The 22,252-nt window shown below is 66.3% G+C and carries 24 protein-coding genes; 13 read left to right on the forward strand and 11 right to left on the reverse strand.

The features are described 5' to 3' along the window. Positions 1–132: 132 nt before the first annotated feature. Both AC07NK_RS04850 and infC read left to right on the forward strand, forming a co-directional pair. Positions 133–1,278, forward strand: a complete 1,146-nt coding sequence (locus tag AC07NK_RS04850) for a hypothetical protein (protein ID WP_495169424.1) — start codon at positions 133–135, stop codon at positions 1,276–1,278. A gap of 149 nt (positions 1,279–1,427) precedes the next feature. Then, entirely contained in the window at positions 1,428–1,961 is a 534-nt protein-coding gene (infC, locus tag AC07NK_RS04855; protein WP_495169425.1) for a translation initiation factor IF-3, read from the forward strand. Between the two features lie 81 nt (positions 1,962–2,042). Here infC and AC07NK_RS04860 read toward each other — a convergent pair whose 3' ends face one another. From AC07NK_RS04860 to AC07NK_RS04885, 6 genes are all read right to left on the reverse strand, one after another. Continuing rightward, positions 2,043–2,432 carry a VOC family protein gene (locus tag AC07NK_RS04860; protein ID WP_495169426.1) on the reverse strand — a complete coding sequence of 130 codons (390 nt, stop codon included), beginning with the start codon at positions 2,430–2,432 and terminating at the stop codon, positions 2,043–2,045. 204 nt (positions 2,433–2,636) lie between these two features. Beyond that, a complete protein-coding gene (locus AC07NK_RS04865; protein WP_495169427.1) occupies positions 2,637–5,378 on the reverse strand; it encodes a [protein-PII] uridylyltransferase in 2,742 nt (913 codons plus the stop codon). Positions 5,379–5,565: 187 nt separating this feature from the next. Beyond that, positions 5,566–6,114: a nucleotide exchange factor GrpE gene (grpE, locus tag AC07NK_RS04870; protein ID WP_495169428.1), complete on the reverse strand. Its 549-nt coding sequence runs from the start codon at positions 6,112–6,114 to the stop codon at positions 5,566–5,568. 22 nt (positions 6,115–6,136) lie between these two features. After that, positions 6,137–7,180, reverse strand: a complete 1,044-nt coding sequence (hrcA, locus tag AC07NK_RS04875; RefSeq protein ID WP_495169429.1) for a heat-inducible transcriptional repressor HrcA — start codon at positions 7,178–7,180, stop codon at positions 6,137–6,139. Between the two features lie 20 nt (positions 7,181–7,200). After that, positions 7,201–7,719, reverse strand: coding sequence for a hypothetical protein (locus AC07NK_RS04880; protein WP_495169430.1), 519 nt, complete (start codon positions 7,717–7,719; stop codon positions 7,201–7,203). A 26-nt stretch (positions 7,720–7,745) separates the two neighbouring features. Next, complete coding sequence (locus AC07NK_RS04885) at positions 7,746–8,339, reverse strand: DUF6438 domain-containing protein (RefSeq protein WP_495169431.1); 594 nt, start codon at positions 8,337–8,339, stop codon at positions 7,746–7,748. A gap of 92 nt (positions 8,340–8,431) precedes the next feature. Between AC07NK_RS04885 and rph the strand changes: the two genes are divergently transcribed. From rph to AC07NK_RS04910, 5 genes are all read left to right on the forward strand, one after another. Then, positions 8,432–9,148: a ribonuclease PH gene (gene rph / locus AC07NK_RS04890; protein WP_495169432.1), complete on the forward strand. Its 717-nt coding sequence runs from the start codon at positions 8,432–8,434 to the stop codon at positions 9,146–9,148. After that, a complete protein-coding gene (gene rdgB, locus AC07NK_RS04895) occupies positions 9,145–9,786 on the forward strand; it encodes an RdgB/HAM1 family non-canonical purine NTP pyrophosphatase (RefSeq protein ID WP_495169433.1) in 642 nt (213 codons plus the stop codon). Before rph ends, rdgB begins: the two co-directional genes overlap by 4 nt. A gap of 113 nt (positions 9,787–9,899) precedes the next feature. Next, positions 9,900–10,757 carry a CDP-alcohol phosphatidyltransferase family protein gene (locus tag AC07NK_RS04900; RefSeq protein ID WP_495169434.1) on the forward strand — a complete coding sequence of 286 codons (858 nt, stop codon included), beginning with the start codon at positions 9,900–9,902 and terminating at the stop codon, positions 10,755–10,757. A 6-nt stretch (positions 10,758–10,763) separates the two neighbouring features. Continuing rightward, positions 10,764–11,855 (forward strand): inositol-3-phosphate synthase, encoded by a 1,092-nt coding sequence (locus tag AC07NK_RS04905; RefSeq protein ID WP_495169435.1) that lies wholly within the window; start codon positions 10,764–10,766, stop codon positions 11,853–11,855. Between the two features lie 69 nt (positions 11,856–11,924). Further along, positions 11,925–12,626 (forward strand): phosphocholine cytidylyltransferase family protein, encoded by a 702-nt coding sequence (locus AC07NK_RS04910; RefSeq protein ID WP_495169436.1) that lies wholly within the window; start codon positions 11,925–11,927, stop codon positions 12,624–12,626. Positions 12,627–12,632: 6 nt separating this feature from the next. On the opposite strand, the gene AC07NK_RS04915 is transcribed toward AC07NK_RS04910, so the two are convergent. Further along, positions 12,633–13,028 carry a cupin domain-containing protein gene (locus AC07NK_RS04915; protein WP_495169437.1) on the reverse strand — a complete coding sequence of 132 codons (396 nt, stop codon included), beginning with the start codon at positions 13,026–13,028 and terminating at the stop codon, positions 12,633–12,635. A gap of 11 nt (positions 13,029–13,039) precedes the next feature. Beyond that, complete coding sequence (locus AC07NK_RS04920) at positions 13,040–13,546, reverse strand: DinB family protein (protein ID WP_495169438.1); 507 nt, start codon at positions 13,544–13,546, stop codon at positions 13,040–13,042. 83 nt (positions 13,547–13,629) lie between these two features. On the opposite strand from AC07NK_RS04920, the gene AC07NK_RS04925 reads away from it, so the two are divergent. Both AC07NK_RS04925 and AC07NK_RS04930 read left to right on the forward strand, forming a co-directional pair. Further along, positions 13,630–14,277: a TetR/AcrR family transcriptional regulator gene (locus AC07NK_RS04925; RefSeq protein ID WP_495169439.1), complete on the forward strand. Its 648-nt coding sequence runs from the start codon at positions 13,630–13,632 to the stop codon at positions 14,275–14,277. 69 nt (positions 14,278–14,346) lie between these two features. Beyond that, positions 14,347–16,488, forward strand: a complete 2,142-nt coding sequence (locus AC07NK_RS04930) for a TonB-dependent siderophore receptor (protein ID WP_495169440.1) — start codon at positions 14,347–14,349, stop codon at positions 16,486–16,488. Between the two features lie 150 nt (positions 16,489–16,638). Here AC07NK_RS04930 and AC07NK_RS04935 read toward each other — a convergent pair whose 3' ends face one another. Beyond that, complete coding sequence (locus tag AC07NK_RS04935) at positions 16,639–17,190, reverse strand: CAP family protein (RefSeq protein ID WP_495169441.1); 552 nt, start codon at positions 17,188–17,190, stop codon at positions 16,639–16,641. A gap of 39 nt (positions 17,191–17,229) precedes the next feature. On the opposite strand from AC07NK_RS04935, the gene hemW reads away from it, so the two are divergent. Continuing rightward, positions 17,230–18,366 carry a radical SAM family heme chaperone HemW gene (hemW, locus tag AC07NK_RS04940; RefSeq protein WP_495169442.1) on the forward strand — a complete coding sequence of 379 codons (1,137 nt, stop codon included), beginning with the start codon at positions 17,230–17,232 and terminating at the stop codon, positions 18,364–18,366. Here hemW and AC07NK_RS04945 read toward each other — a convergent pair. Then, positions 18,363–19,559, reverse strand: a complete 1,197-nt coding sequence (locus tag AC07NK_RS04945; protein WP_495169443.1) for a penicillin-binding protein activator — start codon at positions 19,557–19,559, stop codon at positions 18,363–18,365. The two genes, hemW and AC07NK_RS04945, sit on opposite strands and share 4 nt — an antisense overlap. A gap of 11 nt (positions 19,560–19,570) precedes the next feature. Between AC07NK_RS04945 and rsmI the strand changes: the two genes are divergently transcribed. From rsmI to gshB, 3 genes are read left to right on the forward strand one after another with little or no spacing between them, the layout of a single operon-like run. Next, positions 19,571–20,404, forward strand: a complete 834-nt coding sequence (rsmI, locus tag AC07NK_RS04950; RefSeq protein ID WP_075150358.1) for a 16S rRNA (cytidine(1402)-2'-O)-methyltransferase — start codon at positions 19,571–19,573, stop codon at positions 20,402–20,404. Then, on the forward strand, positions 20,401–20,754 hold the full coding sequence (locus tag AC07NK_RS04955) for a YraN family protein (RefSeq protein WP_495169444.1): 354 nt from the start codon (positions 20,401–20,403) through the stop codon (positions 20,752–20,754). The genes rsmI and AC07NK_RS04955 overlap by 4 nt, the downstream gene beginning before the upstream one ends. 49 nt (positions 20,755–20,803) lie before the next feature. Beyond that, positions 20,804–21,757, forward strand: coding sequence for a glutathione synthase (gene gshB / locus AC07NK_RS04960; protein ID WP_495169445.1), 954 nt, complete (start codon positions 20,804–20,806; stop codon positions 21,755–21,757). On the opposite strand, the gene AC07NK_RS04965 is transcribed toward gshB, so the two are convergent. After that, on the reverse strand, positions 21,754–22,227 hold the full coding sequence (locus AC07NK_RS04965; protein WP_495169446.1) for a GAF domain-containing protein: 474 nt from the start codon (positions 22,225–22,227) through the stop codon (positions 21,754–21,756). The genes gshB and AC07NK_RS04965 overlap by 4 nt on opposite strands. Positions 22,228–22,252 lie beyond the last annotated feature (25 nt).

The following is a 22,252-nucleotide window of genomic DNA, read 5'->3' on the forward strand; positions in this document are numbered from 1 at the left end:
ATTGAGCCGCCACGGCAGCCTCAATGGATTCCCGCCTACGCGGGAATGACGAAGTTGGATAATCCTAGGTGCCATTACCTAGGCAAAGTCCGTTCAAGCCGGACCTCGGTGTTCTAGTCTAATAGCACAGTCATGGACCGTCGTCTTTTCCTCGCCGCCACGCTGGGCTCGCTCGCCGCCGCCCGCGCCATTCTCCCCGCTGCTGCGCGGGCTGAGCCCCCCGTCACTCGCTGGAAGGTCGGAGCATCGGAAGGCCATGATGCCTTCGCCTTTCTCGGCCCGCTCTCGGGCGAGCCGCTTTATCAGACCTACTACGCCGCCGATGCCGCCGCCTTCGCGCCCAAGTTGCCCGAAGCGATTCGCAGCGACATTCCCAAATTGTGGAAGGAAGCGGGCAAGGATTACGGTCTGCTCGGCCCCAATCTCTCCACCACCTTGTCGGGCGCCGACGTCACGACCATCGACGCAGTGATCGCCAATTTCGACGATCTCGAGGGCCGCGTGCGCCCGGCCTATCAGGCCAGCCCTTATTGGGATGCCAAGGACTGGGCCTGGCTCACCGCCCAGGCGCCGCGCCTGCGCGCGGTGTTCGCGGCAATGCGCGACGCGGGTTTCGCTGCCTTCCGCGCCGAACGCACCGCGGGGATCGACACGCGCGCCGCGGAGATCGCCCGCGCGCTGGCGAACTATGATGTGATCAAATGGCAGCGCAAGCTCACCGGCCGCGCCTTCGATCCCGAGATTGCGATCGTGCTGCTGCAATTCTCCAAGCCGCATGGGATCAAGGTGCAGGGCCAGACCTTCCTTCAGTCCGCCGACTATGACGTCGCGCTCACCGTGCGCATCGCCGCGCACGAGATGCTGCACCCGCCGGTGCCGATGGACGGTGCTGCAGCCAAAGCGGCGATGGCGGTGATTGAGAAGGACGCGGTGATGATGCGCATCGTCCGCGAGCATGATCCGCGCTGGGGCTACACCACGCTCGAAGGCTATCTGAACGAAGATCTGTGCCAGGCACTCGATCAGACGATCAGCGAGGCGCTGGGCGTGGCGCGCAACCCGGCCGACCGCTGGCGCAAGGCCGATGACGGCATGCACGTCCTCGCCGCGGGCCTTTACGGTTTGCTCCGCGCCGACAAATGGGTCGAGAATGGCGGCAATATTGAGCAGTGGCTGGCAAGGGCTGTCGCGGCCGGGCGACTGGCGCCGCGGGTCCTTCACTCCGTCGCTGCGCAGGTGCTGGAAAGGCCGGTCGACACGCTCTGGCCGCTTGCCTGAGCAGGACCGCGCGCCCATATTGCGTAGCGTACGCGCCACACTGTGTGGCTATTTCGCCGGGACGGCGTGGCGGGGCTACCCCGCTGCGCCGTCCTGCGCTATCCTAACCGTCTGTAACTGTCACAGGAGAAGCATCCATCCGTCCTCCCATGTCCCGGCGCGGGTTCGCGCCCCCGGTGCCCACCGGCCCGCGCTTCAACGAATTCATCCAGTCGCCCAAGGTCCGCGTGATCGACCACGAGGGTGAGAATCTGGGCGTGATGTACACGCGTGAAGCGATGGAACAGGCGCAGGCGCTGGGCCTCGACCTCGTCGAAGTGTCGCCCAACGCTGATCCGCCGGTCGCCAAGTTCCTCGATGTCGGCAAGTATAAGTACGAGGCGCAGAAAAAGGCGAACCTCGCACGCAAGTCGCAGAAGACGCAGGAGATCAAAGAGATCAAGATGCGTCCGAACATCGACGACCACGATTACGACACCAAGATGAAGGCGGTTCACAAGTTCATCGGTGAGGGCGACAAGGTGAAGATCACCCTGCGCTTCCGCGGTCGCGAACTGTCGCACGGTCAGCTCGGCATGAACCTGCTCAAGCGCGTCCAGGAGGATTGCGCCGAGGATGCGAAGGTCGAGAGCTATCCGCGCATGGAAGGCCGTCAGATGCTGATGGTGCTTTCGCCCAAGTGAGTCGTGTGCGGCTGCGCTAGTCGCAGCCGCCGCCTCCTCCTCGCTGCTTTTCCGAATCGCAGGTGTTGTTTGGCGCCTGCCTTAGTCGGCCGGCGGCTCCCACAGTTCGATCGCATTGCCCTCGGGATCGTGGATTCGCGCGAACCTGCCCGTCTCCGGCGTATCCCATTCGTCCTTGGTGATGATCGCGATTCCCGCGGCGTTGAGCTGCTCGAGCATCCCCTCGAGGTCGCTGACACGCAGATTGATCAGGAATTGCTTGTCCGCGGCGAAATAATCGGTGTCCGCCTTGAATGGCGCGAACACCATCGGTCCGCCCTGCGTCTGCCAGTACCAGTCGTCGGCATCGCCTCCGGCCGTGTCGTCGGCATTGCACCCCATGCCGATGTTCAGATGCTCGCGATACCATGCGACCAGCGCATCCGGGTCCTTTGCGCGAAAGAAGAACCCGCCCATGCCGAGTACGCCCATCGATCCATCTCCTTGCCGGTGGCGCGATCCTAGGGTTCAAAATCTCGTACGGCTAGCTGGGCACCCGTCCACTCTGTCATCCCGGCCTTGTGCCGGGATCCACCGGGAGGCGAGCGATGCGCAAGAGGTTCGATCGAATCGTGTCGGGAGCCGTGGATCCCGGCACAGGGCCGGGATGACGATCGAGATGACGACGCCGTATGCTCAAGCCGCTGTCGCGAACTCGCCCAGCCCCGTCGCCGCATCCAGCATCCGTCGCTCGAGCGACTTCAACCGCAGCACCGCGTTGATCTTGTCGCCGGTCAGGTCGGTCACATAGAAAGTGTCGACCGCACGCTCGCCATAGGTGGCGACATGCGCGCTGTGGATCGTCACCTTCGATTGAAACAGCGCATAGGCAAGGTGGTGGAGCAAGGCCGGCCGGTCGCGCGCATTCACTTCGATCACCGTGAAACGATTCGACGCCTTGTTGTCGATCAGCACCGCTGGCTCGATCGCGAACGCGTCGGCACGCGGGCGGGGCAGGGGTTTGGCTGCCAGCCGCTCAGTCAGCTTGGCGCGGTTGGCCAGTGCCTCGGCGATTCCCGTCTCGATCCGCGCAAGCTGGCCGGGATCGTCGAACGGCCGGCCGAGCGGGTCCTGCACCAGGAAATTGTCGATCGCCATGCCGTCGCGCGTGGTGTGGATGCGGGCGTCGATGATGTTGCCGCCCGCGGCATGGATCGCGCCGGCAATGCGATAGAACAGGCCGGCATGGTCGGCGGCATAGACCGTCACCAAAGTTGCGCCGCGGTCGGGATAAACCGTCGCTTCGACCGACAGCTGCGCCTCGCCCGCTCGCTCGATGAAGCGCGCATTGCGCTCGATCACATCCTCGGGCTCGGCGACCCAATAGGCATCAGGCAGGCGCTTGATCAGCGCGCTCATGTCGCGCCCGGTTGCGGCGGTCAGCACGTCCTGCTTCGCCGCGATGCGCTCGTTCCGCCCCTTCTGCTTGTGGCCGAGCCGCAGCACTTCCTCCGCGCTGTCGTAGAGGTTGGTGAGCAGCTGGCGCTTCCATCCGTTCCACACGCCCGGCCCCACCGCGCGGATGTCGACGATGGTCAGCACCAGCAGCATCATCAGCCGTTGCGGTGATTGCACCACCTCGGCGAAGTCGAGGATCGTCTTGAAGTCGGACAGGTCGCGCTTGAACGCGGTCGCCGACATCAGCAGGTGCCAGCGCACCAGCCACGCCACCGTTTCGGTCTCTGCAGGCGTCAGCCCCAGCCGCGGGCACAGCCGTTGCGCGACCTCGGCGCCCAGCTGGCTATGGTCGCCGCCGCGCCCCTTGGCGATGTCGTGCAACAGCACTGCGACATAGATCGCTCGCCGCGACGCGATCTGGTCGAGAATGCCGCTGGCGAGCGGATGATCCTCCTTGAGGTCGCCCTTCTCGATCTGGTTCAACAACCCGATCGCGCGGATCGAATGTTCATCCACCGTGTAATGGTGGTACATGTCGAACTGCATCTGCGCGACGACGCGACCGAAATCGGGCACGAACCGCCCGAACACCCCCGCCTCGTTCATCCAGCGCAGCACCGTCTCGGGATCGCGCGGACTGGTCAGCACGTCCATGAACAGCGCATTGGCGCGCGGGTCGGTACGCTTGTCGTCGATCAGCTTGGCGTCGCGCGCGGCGGCGCGCATCGTCAGCGGATGCACTTCCAGCGCGTGGAGATCCGCGAGCTGGAACACCTCGAGCAGCCGCACCGGGTCCTCGGCGAAGAACGTATCGCGTGGTAGCGCGAGGCGGCCACGGTCGAGCACGAAACCCTTGAGTTTCGCCGGCGAGCGGCGGATGCGCGGCAGCCCGAAACGGCTCCCCCGCGCCGCGAACTTCTCGTCGAGATGCGCAAGGAAGACGCCGGTCAGATCGCCGACCATCTTCGCCTGCAGGAAGTAGAAGTGCATGAAGCGCTCGACCTTCGACTTGCCCGGCCGGTCGGCGTAGCGCATCCGCTCCGCGATCTCGCGCTGGAAGTCGAAGGTCAGACGATCCTCGCCACGCCCGGCGATGGTGTGCAGATGGCAGCGCACCGCCCACAGGAAATTCTCGGCGCGGCGGAACTGGCGATACTCAAGCTTGGTCAGCAGCCCCGCGCCGACCAGCTCGGCCGGCTCGACCACGCCGTGCGCATATTTGCCGATCCAGAACAACGTGTGGAGGTCGCGCAGCCCGCCCTTGCCCTCCTTGATGTTGGGTTCGACGACATAGCGGCTGTCGCCCATCTTGCGGTGGCGCTCGTTCCGCTCGTCCAGCTTCTGCGCGATGAACGCGCGCGCGCTGTCCTTCTGCACCTCGTTGCGGAAGCGAGTCGCGCCTTCATCGTACAGCGCTGTGTCGCCCCACACATAACGTCCTTCGAGCAAAGCGGTGCGGATCGTCACGTCCGCCTTGGCCTCGCGAACCATCTCGTCGAGCGAGCGCGAGCTGTGCCCGACCTTCAGCCCCATGTCCCACAGCGAATAGAGGATCGATTCGATCACCTGCTCGCTCCAGCTGGTCTGCTTCCACGGTGTGATGAAGGCGATGTCGACGTCGCTGAACGGCGCCATCTCGCCGCGCCCGTACCCGCCGACCGCGACCAGCGCCATGCGCTCGGCGGCGGTCGGATTGCTGTTGGGATAGAGCCGGGCGAGGGTGAAATCCCACAGCACGCGCAACAGCTGGTCCATCATGAACGCGCCGCTCGCCGCGCTTTCATGTCCGCGTGCGGGATGCTCGGCGAGCCGGTTGGCGATCTCCGCCCGCCCGGCTTCCAGCGCTGCCTTGAGCCGCAATGCTGCGGCCTGGCGCAGCCGCATCTTGTCGGGCGCATCGAGCGCCGCCAGCTCGTCCGCCAGCGCCCGCCGATCGACGATTGCGCGGCGGTGCGGAACGGAATCGAAGCGCGCGGACATGTCCGACCGATACGGTAAGCCGGAGCGGGGCGCTACATACGATAACTATATCGTCACCCGGTCGTCACCCCGGCCTTGTGCCGGGGCCCACCGGGAGGCAGGCAATGCGAACAAGGTTCTTGCGCATCCGAGGTGCCGTGGACCCCGGCACAAGGCCGGGGTGACGGGCATTCATCGATGCCGTCGTCTAGTCCGGCTTGCGTGCCACGCCGACCAGTGCCGGCCGCAGCAGACGGTCCCTGATCATGTAGCCCGACTGGATTTCCTGCACGATCGTGCCCGGCGCGGCGTCCGCGCTCGGCACTTCCATCATCGCCTGATGACGGTTGGGGTCGAGTGTTTCGCCCAGCGATGAAACCTTGGACACGCCATGGCGCGCGAATACGCTATCCAGCTCGCGACCGGTTGCTTCCAGCCCGGTGACCAGCCCCTTGAACTTCTCGTCCTCGCGCATCTCTTCCGGAATCGTCGAGAGGGCACGGGCAAGGTTGTCGGCCACCGACAGGATGTCGCGGGCAAAACCGGTCGCGGCATAGGCGCGCGCGTCCTCGGCTTCCTTCTGCGCACGGCGCAGCAAATTCTGCGCTTCTGCGCGGGCATAGAGGCTCGCGGATTGCGCCTCGGCGAGCTGTGCTTCCAGCTCAGCGACGCGGTCATGCTCGGCGACTTCGGGGGCGCCTTCCGCAGTTTCGTGGCGAAGGTCCTCGGTCGCTTCGGTCTTGCTTTCTTCGGTCATAATTCCTGTATTTCTTCGTGTTTCAGGCCAGCAATCTGGCGAGTGTCGCGGCGGTGAAATCCACCATGGGCACGACGCGGGCATAGTTCAACCGTGTCGGTCCGATGACACCGACTACACCGACCACGCGTCCGTCGAGCGAACGCACCGGTTTCGCGATCACCGACGACCCCGACAGCGCGAACAATTTATTCTCGGATCCGATGAAGATACGGGTCGCCTCGCCCTCGCGCGCGCTGTCGAGCAGGCGGGCGATCTCTTCCTTGCCTTCCAGCTCGTCGAGCAGCTGGCTGACCCGGTCGAGGTCGTCGGCGGCCGCGCTGTCGATCAGCCGCGCCTGGCCGCGCACGATCAGCACCGGCCGATCCCCGCCATCCTGCGACCAGACGGCGAGGCCACGCTCGACCAGCGCCCGCGCCGCATCGTCCAGCGCCGCGCGCTCGACGCGCAGCTCGCGCTCGACTCGTGCGCGCGCCTCGCTCAGCGTCAGCCCGCCCAGCGTCGCGGTCAGGTAATTGGCCGCCTGCTCAAGCGCGCCCGCGGGCATCCCCGATGGCAGCTCGACCACGCGGTTCTCGACCGACCCATCCTCGCCCACCAGTACCGCGAGCGCGCGGTCCGCGCCCAGCGGTATGAAGCCGAACTGGCGCACGACGCGCTCGGCCTTGGGCACCAGCACCATGCCGGCGCACGCCGACAGGCCGGAGAGCGCCGCGGTGGTGCTGGCCAGTGCCTCCTCGACCGGCCCGCCGCTGCCCGCCCGCGCCTCGATCGCGGCGCGCTCCTCGGCCGAGGGTTCGGACGCACGCATCATCCCGTCGACGAACAGCCGCAGCCCCAGCTCGGTCGGCATCCGCCCGGCGCTGGTATGCGGCGCGGCGAGCAGCCCGAATTCCTCCAGATCCTGCATCACGTTACGGATCGATGCGGGCGAGAGGTTCAATCCCGACATCCGCGAGATCGTCCGCGATCCCACCGGTTGTCCGGCATCGAGATATGATTCAACGACCACGCGAAAAATGTCGCGTGCGCGGTCGGTCAGTTCAGTGATCGGCGGCGTGGTCATCGGGCCTATCTAGGGCGGTTCTATGGATGCCCCAATAGCGACGGCAACATCCCCTCCAGCAGATCGATTTGCGCCTCCAGCAAAGTGTCCGTCCTGCCGTCATTCGGCAGATAGCTGCGCGCCGTGAATTCGTGAATCCTTCCGTCGTCGCGATGCCAGTGAACCCTCGTTTCTTCGGTGAAGGCGCAATGATCGCACACGGGGCGAATATTGCGATCGAACTCGCTCGCCGACATGTCGGCGGCCGGCCTCAGTTCCTCGAACCTGATCTGGATCCGGCGAAAGGCAAAGGGGGTCATTCTGAACTGGCGAACCTCACGCTGGCCATTCCGATAGAAGATCATGTCGCCAGTGCCGTCGCGGTTGATGGCGATCTGATAGGCCTTGCACGGCCTCTCGCCGGTGCAGGTTGCGGACGCAATCTCAATTCGCTCGTCGCGCAACTTCTCGGGCAAGATCATCTGCGAAGCGTCGGGGCGTTGCGACACAGGCTCTCGCCCGCTTGCCGATCCGGCCAGGATCAGGGCGATACAGCTCAATGTCGGTCTGGATAAAGCACGAACATTCAAGGGTGCGCACCAATCAGTGGGGCGAGGGCTGGGATCAGGTCGGGTGCGTTGCCCAATGCATCGGCCATTGCCCGATTCGTATCGCGGTTGCAGCCGAAGTCAAAATAGAGCGTCGTCGTGCTGCGCCGGCCGCGCCAGCGTATCTCGGCGCTCGGCATGTCGGTCGCTGCCTGCTCGCATCCCGGCTCGCCATGCGCATAGCGGCGTGTCCGCCCGGTCGCCGGGCGATAAGGGGCGAGCGACTGCGCGAGCGCGGCCGCCTGTTCGGGCGTCACGCGGAAGCTGCGTTGCCCGGTCACGGCGGTGAAGCGGATTCCGGTGAAGCTGCCGGTGCCGTTGGGGTTCACCTGAAAGCGATAGACCGGGCAGCTGCCGAAGCACGGTCCGGTCTGGTACTCGATCGCCTCGCCGCTCACCGGGCGCGCCGGCGATGTCGGGGCCGGGGGCGTATGGGTCTGAGGTGGCGGCACCTGCGGCCTCGGCGCCACGGGCGGACGCGGGGCGGCGGGTGTTGTTCCCGGCGGTGGTGTCACCTGCGGGATACAGGCGCTTGCCCCCAGCCCAGCCAGTATAATCGCGATACGCTTCATTCATGATCCTCCACGGATCGCGAACCGAGACTGGCGCGTTCGGTTCCCGCGGTTTAGGTGCCAAGGCGAGAAACCCACAGGAGATTCCCGTTATGCGCCCCAGCGGCCGCACCCCCGATCAGATGCGCGCAATCTCGATCGAGCCCAATTTCACCATCCACGCCGAGGGTTCGGTGCTGATCGCGTTCGGCAACACCAAGGTGCTGGTCACCGCCAGCGTCGAAGAGCGCGTTCCCCCGTTCCTGCGCGGCAAGGGGCAGGGCTGGGTCACCGCCGAATATGGCATGCTCCCCCGCGCCACCCACACCCGCGGCAATCGCGAAGCGGCCAAGGGCAAGCAGTCGGGCCGCACCCAGGAAATCCAGCGGCTGATCGGCCGTTCGCTCCGCGCCGTGACCGATCTCACTGCGCTGGGCGAGCGTCAGATCACGCTCGACTGCGACGTGATTCAGGCCGATGGCGGCACCCGCACCGCAGCAATCTCGGGCGCGTGGGTCGCGCTGCGCATCGCGGTGGACAAGCTGCTCGCCTCAGGCGCGCTGACCACCGACCCGATCCTGACTCAGGTCGCTGCGGTCTCGTGCGGCATCTATCAGGGCAATCCGGTGCTCGACCTTGACTATGACGAGGACTCCGCCGCCGATGCCGACGCCAATTTCGTCCTGCTCGCCGACGGCAAGATCGCCGAGGCGCAGGCGACGGCGGAAGGCGCGACCTATGACGAGGAAGGGCTGTTGCGTCTGCTCCGCCTTGCCCGCATCGGCTGTACCGACATCTTCGCCGCTCAGCTTAAGGCGGCGGGCCGGTGAGCGGCGAGGGGCGCGACCCGCAGGCGATCCGCAAGCTCGCTGCCGGCAAGCTCGTCATCGCCAGCCATAACGAGGGCAAGGTGCGCGAGATTCGCGCGCTGCTCGCCCCCTATGGCATCGAGCCGGTCAGCGCCGCCTCGCTCGGCCTGCCCGAGCCTGATGAGACCGGCACCACCTTCGTCGCCAATGCGGAGCTCAAGGCGATGCAGGCCGCCGACCTCTCGGGCCTGCCCGCGCTCGCCGATGATTCGGGGATGTGCGTCGATGCGCTCGGCGGCGATCCCGGCATCTTCTCGGCGCGCTGGGCAGGGCCGTCCAAGGATTTCGGTCTCGCCATGGAGCTGGTTGAGAAGAATATCGCCGACAAGACGGTCCCCGGTGAGCCCGCGCCTTCGCGTGACGCACATTTCGTCTGCGCGCTCGCTCTCGCCTGGCCCGACGGGCATGTCGAGTGGTTCGAGGGCCGCGTTGACGGCATCCTCGTCTGGCCGCCGCGCGGCAAGAACGGCTTCGGCTATGATCCGATGTTCCTGCCCAACGGCCATATCCAGACTTTTGGCGAGATGGACGCGGACGCCAAGCACGCGATGAGCCACCGCGCCGACGCCTTCCGGCAGCTCGTCGCCGCGGTGTTCTGAAGCACCAAATGGCTGCTGGCGCGGCGGGGCGAGAGCCCGTCGCGCCGCGCTCCACATAAACTCCATCTAATTCGCTTGCTGCGCGGGTACCTCGCGCTGTACGTGACAGTCCAATGACAATTCCTCCGCCGGATCGGTCGCGGGATCGCCGGATCGAGGATCCGTCGAACCTCTGGATCATCCACCCAGCAGGACGCCGCCTCCTGCCGGGCTTCCTTGCGCGTGGAATTTCGGCGAATGCCGTGTCGATCGGTGGCCTCGCGCTCGGCATCGGTGCTGCCTTCGCCTATTCGAACTGGACCGCCTGGCCCTGGGCCGTCGCCGGGCTGCTGCTGTCGATCGGCTGGCTGATCGCCGATGGGCTGGACGGGATGATCGCGCGCGCGACGGGCACCGCCAGCCCGCTCGGTCGCTTCCTCGATGGCCTGTGCGATCATGGCGTCTTCATCCTGATCTATGTCGTCCTCGCCACCTCTATCGGTACGGTCGAAGGCTGGGCGCTGGCGATCTCTGCGGGTGTCGCGCACGCGGTGCAGTCGAGCCTCTACGAGGGTGAGCGCGCGCGCTTCCACCGTCGGTGCAAGGGCGAGGCGGGGACCCCGCCAGTGCCGAGCCGCAACCCGCTGGTGCGCCTCTACGATTCGGTTGCCGGGGCGGCCGACCGCTTCGCGCGCGCCTTTGACGAGACGCTGCGCCGTCACCCCGCTCCCGAACGCTTCGGTGCCGCCTATGGCGAAGCCGCTGTCGGGCCGATGGGGTTGATGCGGCTGCTCAGCGCCAATATGCGCGTGCTCGCAATCTTTTTTGCCTGCCTGGCTGGCAATCCGCGGCTGTTCTGGTGGTTTGAGCTGATCCCGCTCACCATAATCCTCATCATCGGTCTGATCTGGCATCGCGTCGTCGAAGCCCGTCTCGCCGCTGCAGTTGAACCTGTTTCCTCTTCTGACCCATCATTCACTCAAAGGACGTGAAGTAAAATGTCGAGCATCAACATCGCCATCGTCGGCGTCGGCAATTGCGCCAGCTCTCTGGTTCAGGGCCTGTCCCATTATCGCGACGGCGCCAATGACACCGTTGGTCTGATGCACTGGGATCTGGGCGGCTACAGGCCCAGCGATATCCAGGTTGTCGCGGCATGGGACGTCGATGCGCGCAAGGTCGGGCACGACGTTGCCGACGCGATCTTCGCCAAGCCCAATTGCACCGCGATCTTCTGCGAATCGATCGAGCCGACCGGCGCCAAGGTCATGATGGGCCGCATCCTCGACGGTGTCGCCGATCACATGGAAGATTATGCCGACGACCGCACCTTCGTCGTCGCCAAGGAGCGTGAGGCGACCAAGGACGAAGTCGTTGCGTCGTTGCGCGCCGCCAAGGTCGATGTGCTGATGAACTACCTGCCCGTCGGGTCGCAGGAAGCCAGCGAATTCTACGCCGAATGCGCGCTCGAAGCCGGCGTCGCCTTCGTCAACAACATCCCCGTCTTCATCGCCAGCAATCCTGAATGGGCGCAGCGCTTCATCGATGCCGGCGTGCCGATCATCGGCGACGACATCAAGGCCCAGCTCGGCGCGACGATCGTCCACCGCGTGCTGACCGACCTGTTCGCCAAGCGCGGCGTCAAGCTCGAGCGCACCTATCAGCTCAACACCGGCGGCAACACCGACTTCCTCAACATGTCGAACCACCGCCGCCTCGCCTCGAAGAAGGTGTCGAAGACCGAGGCGGTTCAGTCGGTTGCGGCCGAGCGGCTTGAGGACGAGAATGTCCATATCGGCCCGTCGGACTACGTGCCCTGGCAGAACGACAACAAGGTCTGCTTCCTGCGTATGGAAGGCGCGATGTTCGGCGGCGTGCCGATGAACCTCGAACTGCGCCTGTCGGTTGAGGACAGCCCGAACTCGGCTGGCGTCGCGATCGACATGATCCGTTGCGCCAAGCTCGCCAAGGACCGCGGCATCGCCGGTCCGATCGACGCTGCCTCGGCCTATTTCTGCAAGCATCCGCGCACGCAGATGACCGACGATCTCGCGCATGATGCGGTTCAGGCGTTCATCGCCGCCGCGTAAACGGGAAGACGGCGCCGGCCCGTTTCCCTGCATGGGGAGGCGGGCCGGCGTCGCAATGACGGGTTCAAGATGATCGACACCGCGATCCTGCTCGCCGCGGGTGAGGGCAGCCGCCTTCGCCCCGCGGCGCCGTTCAAGCCGCTCTGCCCGGTCGCCGGCCGTCCGCTGATCGCGCATGCGCTCCACGGTCTCGCCGCTGCAGGCATCGCGCGCGCGATCGTCGTGCTCGGCTATGGTGCGGACGAGATCGAGGCGTATCTCGCCGCGAATGACTGGCCGCTCGCGGTCGAAACGGTGCGCGTCGCGGATTATCGCAAGCCCAATGGCAGCTCGCTGCTCGCCGCCGGGCCTTTGCTGGCGGGCGGGCAGGCGGTGCTGGCGATGTGCGACCATCTCGTCGATCCCACGCTCTACCGCCGCATGGCGGAGGCGGGTGCAGGGCAGGGCGCGCGGCTCGGTATCGACCGGCGCCTCGGCCACCCCTGGGTCGACCCCGAGGACGTGACCTGCGTGGCGACACAGGGCGAGGCGATCGCCGCGATCGGCAAGGGGCTCGAACCGCACGATTGCTACGACACCGGCGTGTTCGCGATCGGCCAGCCGCTGTTCGATGCGCTCCACACGCTCGACGCGCCCTCGCTGACCGAGGGGATGCGTATCCTCGCTGCGCAGGGACGCGCGCAGGTGGTGGAGTGCAGCGATCTCGACTGGATCGACGTCGACGACGCCCCCGCACTCGAAAAGGCGGAGGCATGGCTGGCCAGCCGCTAGCCGGGCTCAGCGCGGCCGGTGGTCGGTGCCCGCGCCCGCGGTGATGAACACGCAGTTCGCGTGCTCGCCCGGTGCGACATCCGCGGTGTGCCACACGCCCGGCGGGTTGATCGCATAGTCGCCCGCTTCGAGCGTCACCCGTGTCTCACCGCCATCGTCGCTCTGCTGGATCAGCGTCACCCGCCCGTCGACGCACAGCACCACCTCCGCGCCGAGCGGGTGGACCTCCCACATCCCCCAGCTCTCGCTGAAGTCGTACTGCATCACCACACGCCCCTCGACGCCATCATCCTCGTGGCGCGCGGCATAGGCCTCGTACCAATCGTTGCCGGTGAAGGCCGGCTCGACGATTGCGGTGGCGCCAAGGCCAAGGTGGATGGGCTGGGTGTCGAGCCGGGGCATGGTCGGTCCTTTCAGGCGGCTTCCAGCGTGCGTTCGGCCGCCAGAAAATCGGTCAGTCGGTCGGCATTGGGCTCGATCCCGTTCTTCTGCAGGATGATCCCGATATTGCCGCGATGATAGGTGCCGTGCGTGGCGACGTGCAACAGCATGTCGCCACGCGACATCCGCCCCGGCGACCCGTTCGAGAAAAAGAAGTCGATCGTTTCGTCGCGCTGCGCCGATGTCAGCCGGTCGGCATAGTCGACATACCAGTCGGCGGTGACCGCAGCATCGCGCGCCAGCGTCTCGAACGCCGGCAGCTCGATGGATCGCGGCGCGTCATGGCCATGGGGATAGCCTTCCAGATTGCTGCCAAAGATCGCGTCGACCGTCTGGATATGGTCGAGCAGCCGCCGGATCAGCACCATGTCGCGCTCGCCGATCCGGTGCAGATTGCCCGCCACCACCGCGTTCAGGCCATTGGTCGCCCAGCGTTTGTAGCGGGTCAGCGTGTCATAGGGATAGGCCGGCATCGTCATCCTCCCGGGCTTGCGGATTGCGTGTCGAAAATTTGCGAGCTATTGCTCACATTGTCTACTCGCATTGCCAGGAACGAACCGTCATGCCCCGCGCCATCGCGATGAATCCCCGCAAATCCGCGTCGCAGGAGCGCTCCCGCGCGACGGTCGAGGCGCTGCTCGACGCGACCGCTCGCATTCTCGTGCGCGAGGGGTATGAGCGCGCCAGCACCAACCGCATCGCCGCGGTCGCGGGGGTTAGTGTCGGTTCGCTCTACCAGTATTTCCCGAACAAGGAATCGATCGTCGCCGCGCTGCTCGCGCGCCACAATCGCGAAATCCTCGACCTGCTGCGCGACTCGATGGCGGCGGTCGCCGGGCTCGATCTCGAAACCGCGATCCGCACGCTGATCGCCGCGATGATCGATGCGCACAATGTCGATCCCGATCTGCATCGCATCTTCGACGAACAGATTCCGCGCATGGGCAAGCTCGCGGAGATTCGGGCGATCGACCGCGAGATCCTCGTCGTCGTCCGCGCCTATCTCGCCGGGCGGCGTGACGAGATCGCGGTCGCCGACCTCGATGTCGCGGCCTTCATCTGCGTCACCACGGTTGAAACGCTGACGCACGAGGCGGTGATCCACGAACCCGGCGCGATCGATCCTGCGCTCCTGGTCGATGAGGTGACCCGGCTGCTGGTCGGCTATCTGCGGCCGGTCCATCCCGGGCTGGCAACAACTCACCCTTAGCGTAAAATACGCTATTGCGAGTCAATTGCAGAACACCTATCCGCGCCCCGTCAACAGGGCGGGGAATCAATGAAAACGATCTTGCAAGCTTCGGCGGCACTGGCTGCGATCCTTCTCGGCACGGGAGCAGCGTGCGCCGATGAGGTTCCACCCCAAGCCCGCGGCGCCGCCTCAACCGCCGACGACGCGCAATCTTCCACCGATACGGTCACGATCACCGGCCATCTCGATGAAGCCCCGGTCGCGGCCAAGGCCGATATCCCGCCGCTCGAAAGCAGCCAGGCGATCTCGACCGTCTCTGCGGACCTGATCGCGGCACAGGGGTTGCGCCGTGTCGGCGATGCGCTGTTCAACGTCGCGGGCATCTCGCGCAGCAACAATTACGGCTTCTTCGACGGCTTCAACATCCGCGGCTTCAACGCCACCAACGCCACCTATCTCGACGGGCTGCTCGACGACACCGGCTACGGTACGTCGGAGATGAGCATTCTCGACCGGATCGAGGTGGTGAAGGGTCCCGCCTCGGGCCTGTTCGGGCAGGGGCCGATCTCGGGCATCGTCAATCTCGTCAGCAAACGCCCGCAGGCGGATGCCTTCCTCGATATCGGCGTCGCGGCCGGCTCGCATGCGTTCAAGGAAGTGACGCTCGACGCCAACGCCCCGCTCAACGCTTCGGGCACGCTGCTCGCGCGCCTCGCCGCCGTCTATCGCGACCAGAATTTCTTCGTCGACTATTCGGGGCAGCGCCGCATCCTGCTCGCGCCCGCGCTGACGTGGAAGCCGACGCCGGAAACCACGCTGACCTTGCTCGGTCGCTATCTCGACGATCATATCAACCCGTGGTCGCCGACCACTGCCTATGGCACCGCCTTGCCCAATCCGAATGGGCAGATACGCCGCTCGCTGTCGATCAACGACGGCGTCTATCCCGCGGTTCAGGACAATGACTATTGGAGCCTGGGCTATGTGTTCGATCACAAGTTCAGCGATGCGATCGCTGTCCACCAGTCGCTGCGCTATCAGGATTTCCACAACAGCTGGGACAATTGGCTGTTCCTCACCGGCATCTCGGCCGACCGCCGTCGCGTGACCCGCGCCTTTTACGGTCCCTATGATCAGCACGGCACCTATTTCCGCGTCGACACCAATGCCAGCGCACGCTTCGCTACCGGGCCACTCGATCATTATCTGATGGTCGGGCTCGACTATGGCCGCCGTCAGGCCAGCGACACCAATCTCTACGACACCAGCCGCCCCTATGAGCTGGACCTGTTCGATCCCGTCTATGGCACCGTATCGACCCACAATCCGGCGGTTCCGGCGTCAACCTATGCGGCGATCACCCGCCAGCGCGGCGTCTATGTCCAGGACCATATCAAGCTCGGTGACCGCATTGCGATCACGCTGGGCGGCCGCTGGGATCTCGCGATCAGCCGCACCACCAGCAACGGCGTGCAGGGCGCGGAAGTACGCGACACCGCGTTCAGCCCGCGCGCCGGCGCCACGGTCAAGCTCGCGGACTGGGTCTCGGCCTATGTCAACTACGCCAAGTCGTTCAACCCGCAGGGCAGCTACCGCTCGGCCGATGGATCGCCGCTGCCGCCCGAGAATGGTGTCAATTATGAGGGCGGTCTCAAGCTTGCGCGCGCCGACGGCAGCCTGACCGGGATGCTGACGGTGTTCGAACTGACGCGCACCAATGTCGCGACCGCCGATGCCGTCCTGCCCAACGTCTATGTCCTGACCGGGCAGCAGCGCACCCGCGGGCTCGAGGCAGAAGTCGCGTGGCGCCCGGCGCCGGGCGTCGAGCTGACCGGCGCCTATACCCATCTCAACGCCGTGGTCACGGCCGACAACCGGCTCAAAATCGGATCGCGGCTCGGCTCGATCCCGCGCGACATCGTCAACCTCTGGGGCCGCTACACTATCCAGGACGGTCCGTTCGCCAATCTCGGTGCCGGGCTGGGGCTGCACCATGAAAGCAACCGCATGGCGAGCACCGCCTCGGCAGTGCCGGGCGCGACCGCGCCCTTCCTGCTCGGCGCGTACACGCTGGTCGATGCCGCGCTTTACTATCGCATCGGCGACTGGTCGCTTCAGGCCAATGTCCGCAACCTGTTCGACGAACGCTATTTCCCCACCGGCTCGCTCACTCGCACCACTCCGGGCGAACCGCGCAGCTTCACGGTGCGGCTGAGCCGGCGGTTCTGAGGCGAGAAGCCCATCCTCATAGTCCGTCATCCCCGCGCAGGCGGGGATCCATTCTGGCTGACCGATCGGATCGAGCCTAGACTTCAGTGCCAATGGGTCCCCGCCTGCGCGGGGATGACGAAAGGCTTGGAGCCCGACCGAACCGCCGCCCTAGGGCAGCGCCTTGCGCCCCCACACATTCCCGGCCGGCGAATAGCGGCACACCAGATAGTCGTCGCGCCGGTTGCTCGCGATCGCGCAGCCGACGCGCGTTGTGCCGTTCCACACGATCTGGCTGTAATGGCCGGTGTCGCCGAACTTGCCGGTCCGGCTGATGTTCGGCACCGGCCCGTTCACGAAATCGCGCCGCTCGTCGATCCAATGCTGTGCCATCTCGCCATAGCGATAGGCGCCGCGCGTCCCGGTCCACAGATTCTCGCCCTGCGCCGCCGGGCCACGCGGCTGTTTCGAATGTTCGAACACGCTGCGCCTGGCCAACTCCTTCGCATAAGCCTCCGCGTCCTTCGCCAGTGCCGGGTCCCAGCTCAGCGGCGGCATCCGCACATCGGCACGCGCGCGATTGTGCATCTCCAGCATCGTCTCGCGCAGCCGTTCGGTCCCGCGCGGGGCATTCTCCTCGAACCGGCGCGGCTCGATCACCCGTTCGGGCGCATCCTGCGGCGGTGCCGAACACCCCGCGAGCAACAGCAACGGCAGCAGCATCTTTCGCAAACCTCCGTTCGGGCGCATAGCGCGCCACAAATGAACGCTTCCCGACCGCAGCCGCCTTTGGCCCTTTACGTCCATTGGCCGTTCTGCGTTTCCAAATGCCCCTATTGCGATTTCAACAGCCATGTCCGCGAATTGGTGGACCAGGATGCGTGGCGCAAGGCGCTGCTCGCCGATCTCGCGCATGAGGCGGCGTTGCTTCCCGGGCGCCGGCTCGGGTCGATCTTCTTCGGCGGCGGCACGCCCTCGCTGATGCCGCCCGAAACGGTCGCGGCGGTGATCGACGCTGCCACCGCCGCATGGTCTCCGGTCGGCGATGTCGAGATTACGCTCGAGGCCAACCCCTCCTCGGTCGAGGCGGCGCGCTTCGCCGATCTTGCCGCAGCCGGGGTCAACCGCGTCTCGCTCGGGCTTCAGGCGCTCGACGATGCGGCGCTCGATTTTCTCGGCCGTGCCCATGGCGTGGACGAGGGGCTGGCCGCGCTTGCCACCGCGCAGCGTCATTTCGGCCGGGTGAGCTTCGACCTCATCTATGCCCGTCCCGGCCAGAGCGTCGCTTCATGGGAAGCCGAACTCGCCCGCGCGCTGACCTTCGGCACCGAGCATCTCTCGCTTTACCAGCTGACGATCGAACCCGGTACGCGCTTCGCCACGCTTGCCGCCAAGGGGCAACTCATCATCCCCGACGAGGACGCAGCCGCCGACCTGTGGGACGTGACTCAGGCACTGACCAGCGCGGCGGGCCTGCCGCGCTACGAGGTGTCGAACCATGCCCGTCCGGGGGCGGAGAGCCGCCACAACCTCGCTTACTGGCGCTACACCGATTATGCCGGGGTCGGCCCCGGCGCGCATGGCCGCCGCGGCGGCGTCGCGACGTTGCGCCACAAAAAGCCGGAAAACTGGATTTCCGCGGTCGGGCGTAATGGCTCAGGATTGCAGGAAGAAACACCGCTCACCGAAGCTGAGCGGATGACTGAAGCATTGGTGATGGGCCTGCGGATGACCGAGGGAATCGATCTGACGCGGATTGACCCCGTCTGGCTCGACAAAGTGGCGGTCGAGCATCTCGAATCGCACGGTTTGATATCCCGCTCACCGGACCGCCTCCGCGTGACCGCGAAGGGGATGCCGGTGCTTGAGGCGATCTTGCGAGAGGTTGTGCGGACCTAGCGCCCGCCAAAGCCCGTCGGCGCCGGGGAGACGGTCACGGTCGTGCCGCCGCGAATCTCCTGCACCTCCAGCGCGCGCTCTGCGATGCCGTCGCGGCCAAAGCGGAACGCGCCGTCCAGCCCCGCGAAGCCGTCGCGGTCGCTCAGCCGCGCGGTCGGGAAGGCGTCGCCCGGCCGCCAGCCGCGGGCGATGCGCGCGGTCAGCAGCACGGCGTCATAGCCCAGCGTCGACAGGCGGTACGGCGCCGCACCGAAGCGGGCGCGGTATTTGGTGGCATAGGTGCGGTAATAGGTGTCGGAGACGCTGGCGAACCACGCGCCGTTGAGTGCGGTGACCCCGCCGATCGCCGAATCGCTGTTCCACAGCTCGGTGCCCAGCACGCGCGCGCTGGGGCTGGCGCGGCGGATGCCGGGGACCGCGGCGACCGCGCCGGTCGCGCCGTCGGCGATCAGCACCGCCTGGAACGGTGAGCGGGTGAGCTTGGCGATCGCGGCGTTCATCGCTGGCGCGCCGCGGCTATAGGTTTCGAGCGCGGTGACCTTGCCGCCCGCGCCCTCGACGGCGCGGAGGAACGCGGTCGAGGCGCGCTCGCCATAGAGGCCGGTGGGCATCAGCCCGGCGAATTCCGTGACGCCGCTGCGGCGGGCATGGTCGACCACGCGCTCGATCGACTGGGCCGGGGCATAGCCCATCAGATAGGTGCCGTTGCCCGCGACGCTGGTGTCGTTGGAGAAGCTCAGCACCGGCACCCCGGCGCCGCGTGCGATCGGCGCGATCACGCGGGCATCCTCGGCGAGCAGCGGGCCGAGGATCAGCTTGTTGCCGTCGGCGATAGCGCGCTGCGCCGCGGCGGCGGCGCCGGTCGCGGTGTCGTAGCTGGTGATGCGGACATCCTCGGCCTTGAGGTCGAGGATCGCGAGCTGGGTCGCATTGGCAAGGCTGCGGCCAACGCCGGCATTGCCCCCCGACAGCGGCACCAGCAGCGCGACGCGGTGGCGTGCGGTATCTTCCTCGGGCAGGCCGGGGCGGACCGGGCCGGGTGCCGGGCGGACCGGGGCGGGTTCGGGGCGAGTCGGGGCAGGCGGCGGGCCGGACGGACGGACGCAGGCGGACACCGCCAGCGCCCCAACGATGACGAGTCCCCGGAGCAGCGAGGCAATGCCCCGTTGCGGTTTCACTACTGCCTCTGCCATGACGCTCCCCAATGACACTCGTTCTTGCCCCCGGCCTCTATATCGTCGCGACGCCGATCGGCAATCTCGGCGACCTTTCCCCGCGTGCGGCTGAAATACTCCTGAACGCCGATATTGTTGCAGTCGAAGACTCGCGTGTGACGGCGGGCCTGTTCCGCCACTTGGGCGCGAAGCGGCCGATGACCCCCTATCACGACCATAATGCCGAAGCCGTCCGCCCCGGACTGGTCGCGCGAATGGCCTCGGAAGCGGTCGCTTTGGTCTCGGACGCCGGCACCCCTTTGATCTCCGATCCGGGCTTCAAGCTGGTCCGCGACGCGCGCGCTGCCGGCCATGCGGTCACCACCATCCCCGGCCCCTGCGCCGGGATTGCCGCGCTGACCCTGGCCGGGCTCCCCACCGACCGTTTCCTGTTCATGGGCTTCCTGCCCTCCAAGCAGCAGGCGCGCGCCGAAACGATCGCCGAGGTCGCTGCGATCCGCGCTACCCTCGTCTTCTACGAATCGGGTCCGCGTCTCTCGGCTGCGCTCTCGGCGCTCGCCGAGGGGTTGGGCGACCGCGAGGCGGCGGTCGCGCGCGAAATCACCAAAAAGTTCGAGGAGTGCGTCACCGGCAGCCTCACCGAACTCGCCGCGCGCTATGCCGACGCCCCGCCCAAGGGCGAGATCGTCATCGTCGTCGCCCCGCCCGGCGAGGCCCCGCCCGCCAGCGCCGAGGATGCCGATGCTGCGCTCGCCGAGGCGCTGACCCGGCTGCCCGTGTCCAAGGCCGCGGGCGAGGTCGCCAAGCGTTTCGGCCTCGATCGCAAGGCGCTCTATGCCCGGGCGATGGAATTGAAGGGATGAGGGACCGCCGCGCCGCCGAACGTTCGGGGCGCGAGGGTGAGACGCGCGCGGCATGGTATCTGCGGCTGCGCGGCTGGCGCATCCTCGACCGGCGGGTGCGAACCCCGGCGGGCGAGGTCGATCTGGTCGCGAAGCGCGGCAAGCTCATCGCGTTCGTCGAGGTCAAGGCACGGAAAACACAGGCCGAACTCGATTTCGCGATCGACGAGCGCCGCCTCGCCCGCGTCGCGGCGGCGGCCGAATATCTGATGCCGCGCTACGCCACGAACGGGGAGGATATCCGAGTCGACGTGCTGTTGCTCGCCCCCGGCGTGCGCCCGCGCTACATCGAGAATGCCTGGATCGGGTGACAATCGGCCTGCGCATCCCTAACTGCCAGCGAAATCAAAGGAGGAACGCTTGGCTCTCACCGTCGCCGTCCAGATGGACCCGCTCGATGCGATCAACATCGCGGGTGATTCGACCTTCGCGCTGATGCTGTCGGCGCAGGCGCGCGGCCACCGGCTGTTCCACTATTCGCCCGAGGCGCTGAACTATGCCGATGGCCGCGTCTGGACCACCGCGCATCCGGTGAGCGTGCAGCGCGTCGCGGGCAATCACTTCAGCTTCGGCGATCCGGTGAAGCTCGATCTTGGCGAGGAAGCCGATGTCGTGCTGATGCGTCAGGATCCGCCCTTCGACCTCGGCTACATCACTGCCACCCACCTGCTCGAGCGGATCGCCGACAAGACGCTGGTGGTCAACGATCCCGCTGCCGTACGCAACGCGCCCGAGAAGGTGTGGGTGCTCGACTTCGCCCGCTTCATGCCGCCGACCTTGGTGACCCGCAGTCTCGACGAGGCGAAGGCGTTCCTTGCGAAGCACGGCGCGATCGTGGTCAAGCCGCTGCACGGCAATGGCGGCAAGGCGATCTTCAAGATCGATTCGGACGGCGCCAATCTCTCCTCGCTGATCGAGGTGTTCAACACCGCCTATCGCGAGCCGCACATGATCCAGGCGTTCCTCCCCGATGTGGCGAAGGGCGACAAGCGCATCGTGCTGGTCGATGGCGAGGTCGCGGGCGCGGTCAACCGCGTCCCGGGCGAGGGCGAGATCCGCTCGAACCTCGCGGTCGGCGGCACCGCAGCCAAGACCGAACTGACCCCTAAGGAGCAGGAAATCTGCGCCGCGCTCGGGCCTGAGTTGAAGGCGCGCGGGCTGATCTTCGTCGGTATCGACGTGATCGGCGGCGAATGGCTGACCGAGATCAACGTGACCTCGCCCACCGGCATCGTCGCGATCGACAAGTTCAACGGCACCGACACTGCGGCAATGATCTGGGATGCGATCGAAGCGCGAGTGGCCGCGCGCTAGGCGCGGCCTGCGGGCGGGCCCAGCGCGAGCGCGATGTTGCGCGCAAATTGCTCGATCGCCGGAAGCACATCGGACAGTTTCACCGTCGACCGCTCGGGGTCGATCGCGCACAATGTGCCGAAGAAGCTGCCATCTTCCAGCATGATCGGGACCGAGACATAGCTTTTGAAGCCGTAGAGTGCGGGTACATGATGCCGTCGCCAGTGCGGGTCGGCCGCGACCTCGTCGATGAACACGGCTTGCCCGCTGCCGCGAATTTCGTCGCAGATCGTGGTCTTGATATCGAGTTCGTCACCCGGATCGAGCCCGAACTGAATCTTGTCGAGAACCTGACAGGCGATCCAGCGTTCACTCGTTACATGAGCGACCGCAGCGAACCCCATCCCGGTGATCCGGCACACTTCCTCGAGCATCGCGTCGACTGCCGGAATGCGAAGAACCGCTTCAACTTCAGGGGGATGCTTGCTCATTCCCCGCTGGAATATCGTAACCGCC

Source organism: Sphingomonas sp. GW821-FHT09B04, assembly GCF_059418285.1.

What these genes read in the sequence shown, in the direction of transcription:
- AC07NK_RS04885 (WP_495169431.1), bottom strand. Translation starts at nt 8,339, where the DNA reads ATGAAGCGTATCGCGATTATACTGGCTGGGCTGGGGGCAAGCGCCTGT.
- AC07NK_RS04865 (WP_495169427.1), bottom strand. Translation starts at nt 5,378, where the DNA reads ATGTCCGCGCGCTTCGATTCCGTTCCGCACCGCCGCGCAATCGTCGAT.
- AC07NK_RS04935 (WP_495169441.1), bottom strand. Translation starts at nt 17,190, where the DNA reads ATGCTGCTGCCGTTGCTGTTGCTCGCGGGGTGTTCGGCACCGCCGCAG.
- AC07NK_RS04925 (WP_495169439.1), top strand. Translation starts at nt 13,630, where the DNA reads ATGCCCCGCGCCATCGCGATGAATCCCCGCAAATCCGCGTCGCAGGAG.
- AC07NK_RS04945 (WP_495169443.1), bottom strand. Translation starts at nt 19,559, where the DNA reads ATGGCAGAGGCAGTAGTGAAACCGCAACGGGGCATTGCCTCGCTGCTC.
- AC07NK_RS04930 (WP_495169440.1), top strand. Translation starts at nt 14,347, where the DNA reads ATGAAAACGATCTTGCAAGCTTCGGCGGCACTGGCTGCGATCCTTCTC.
- AC07NK_RS04850 (WP_495169424.1), top strand. Translation starts at nt 133, where the DNA reads ATGGACCGTCGTCTTTTCCTCGCCGCCACGCTGGGCTCGCTCGCCGCC.
- grpE (WP_495169428.1), bottom strand. Translation starts at nt 6,114, where the DNA reads ATGACCGAAGAAAGCAAGACCGAAGCGACCGAGGACCTTCGCCACGAA.
- AC07NK_RS04915 (WP_495169437.1), bottom strand. Translation starts at nt 13,028, where the DNA reads ATGCCCCGGCTCGACACCCAGCCCATCCACCTTGGCCTTGGCGCCACC.
- AC07NK_RS04905 (WP_495169435.1), top strand. Translation starts at nt 10,764, where the DNA reads ATGTCGAGCATCAACATCGCCATCGTCGGCGTCGGCAATTGCGCCAGC.
- AC07NK_RS04900 (WP_495169434.1), top strand. Translation starts at nt 9,900, where the DNA reads ATGACAATTCCTCCGCCGGATCGGTCGCGGGATCGCCGGATCGAGGAT.
- hemW (WP_495169442.1), top strand. Translation starts at nt 17,230, where the DNA reads ATGAACGCTTCCCGACCGCAGCCGCCTTTGGCCCTTTACGTCCATTGG.
- AC07NK_RS04910 (WP_495169436.1), top strand. Translation starts at nt 11,925, where the DNA reads ATGATCGACACCGCGATCCTGCTCGCCGCGGGTGAGGGCAGCCGCCTT.
- rsmI (WP_075150358.1), top strand. Translation starts at nt 19,571, where the DNA reads ATGACACTCGTTCTTGCCCCCGGCCTCTATATCGTCGCGACGCCGATC.
- rph (WP_495169432.1), top strand. Translation starts at nt 8,432, where the DNA reads ATGCGCCCCAGCGGCCGCACCCCCGATCAGATGCGCGCAATCTCGATC.
- infC (WP_495169425.1), top strand. Translation starts at nt 1,428, where the DNA reads ATGTCCCGGCGCGGGTTCGCGCCCCCGGTGCCCACCGGCCCGCGCTTC.
- AC07NK_RS04860 (WP_495169426.1), bottom strand. Translation starts at nt 2,432, where the DNA reads ATGGGCGTACTCGGCATGGGCGGGTTCTTCTTTCGCGCAAAGGACCCG.
- hrcA (WP_495169429.1), bottom strand. Translation starts at nt 7,180, where the DNA reads ATGACCACGCCGCCGATCACTGAACTGACCGACCGCGCACGCGACATT.
- AC07NK_RS04920 (WP_495169438.1), bottom strand. Translation starts at nt 13,546, where the DNA reads ATGACGATGCCGGCCTATCCCTATGACACGCTGACCCGCTACAAACGC.
- AC07NK_RS04955 (WP_495169444.1), top strand. Translation starts at nt 20,401, where the DNA reads ATGAGGGACCGCCGCGCCGCCGAACGTTCGGGGCGCGAGGGTGAGACG.
- AC07NK_RS04965 (WP_495169446.1), bottom strand. Translation starts at nt 22,227, where the DNA reads ATGAGCAAGCATCCCCCTGAAGTTGAAGCGGTTCTTCGCATTCCGGCA.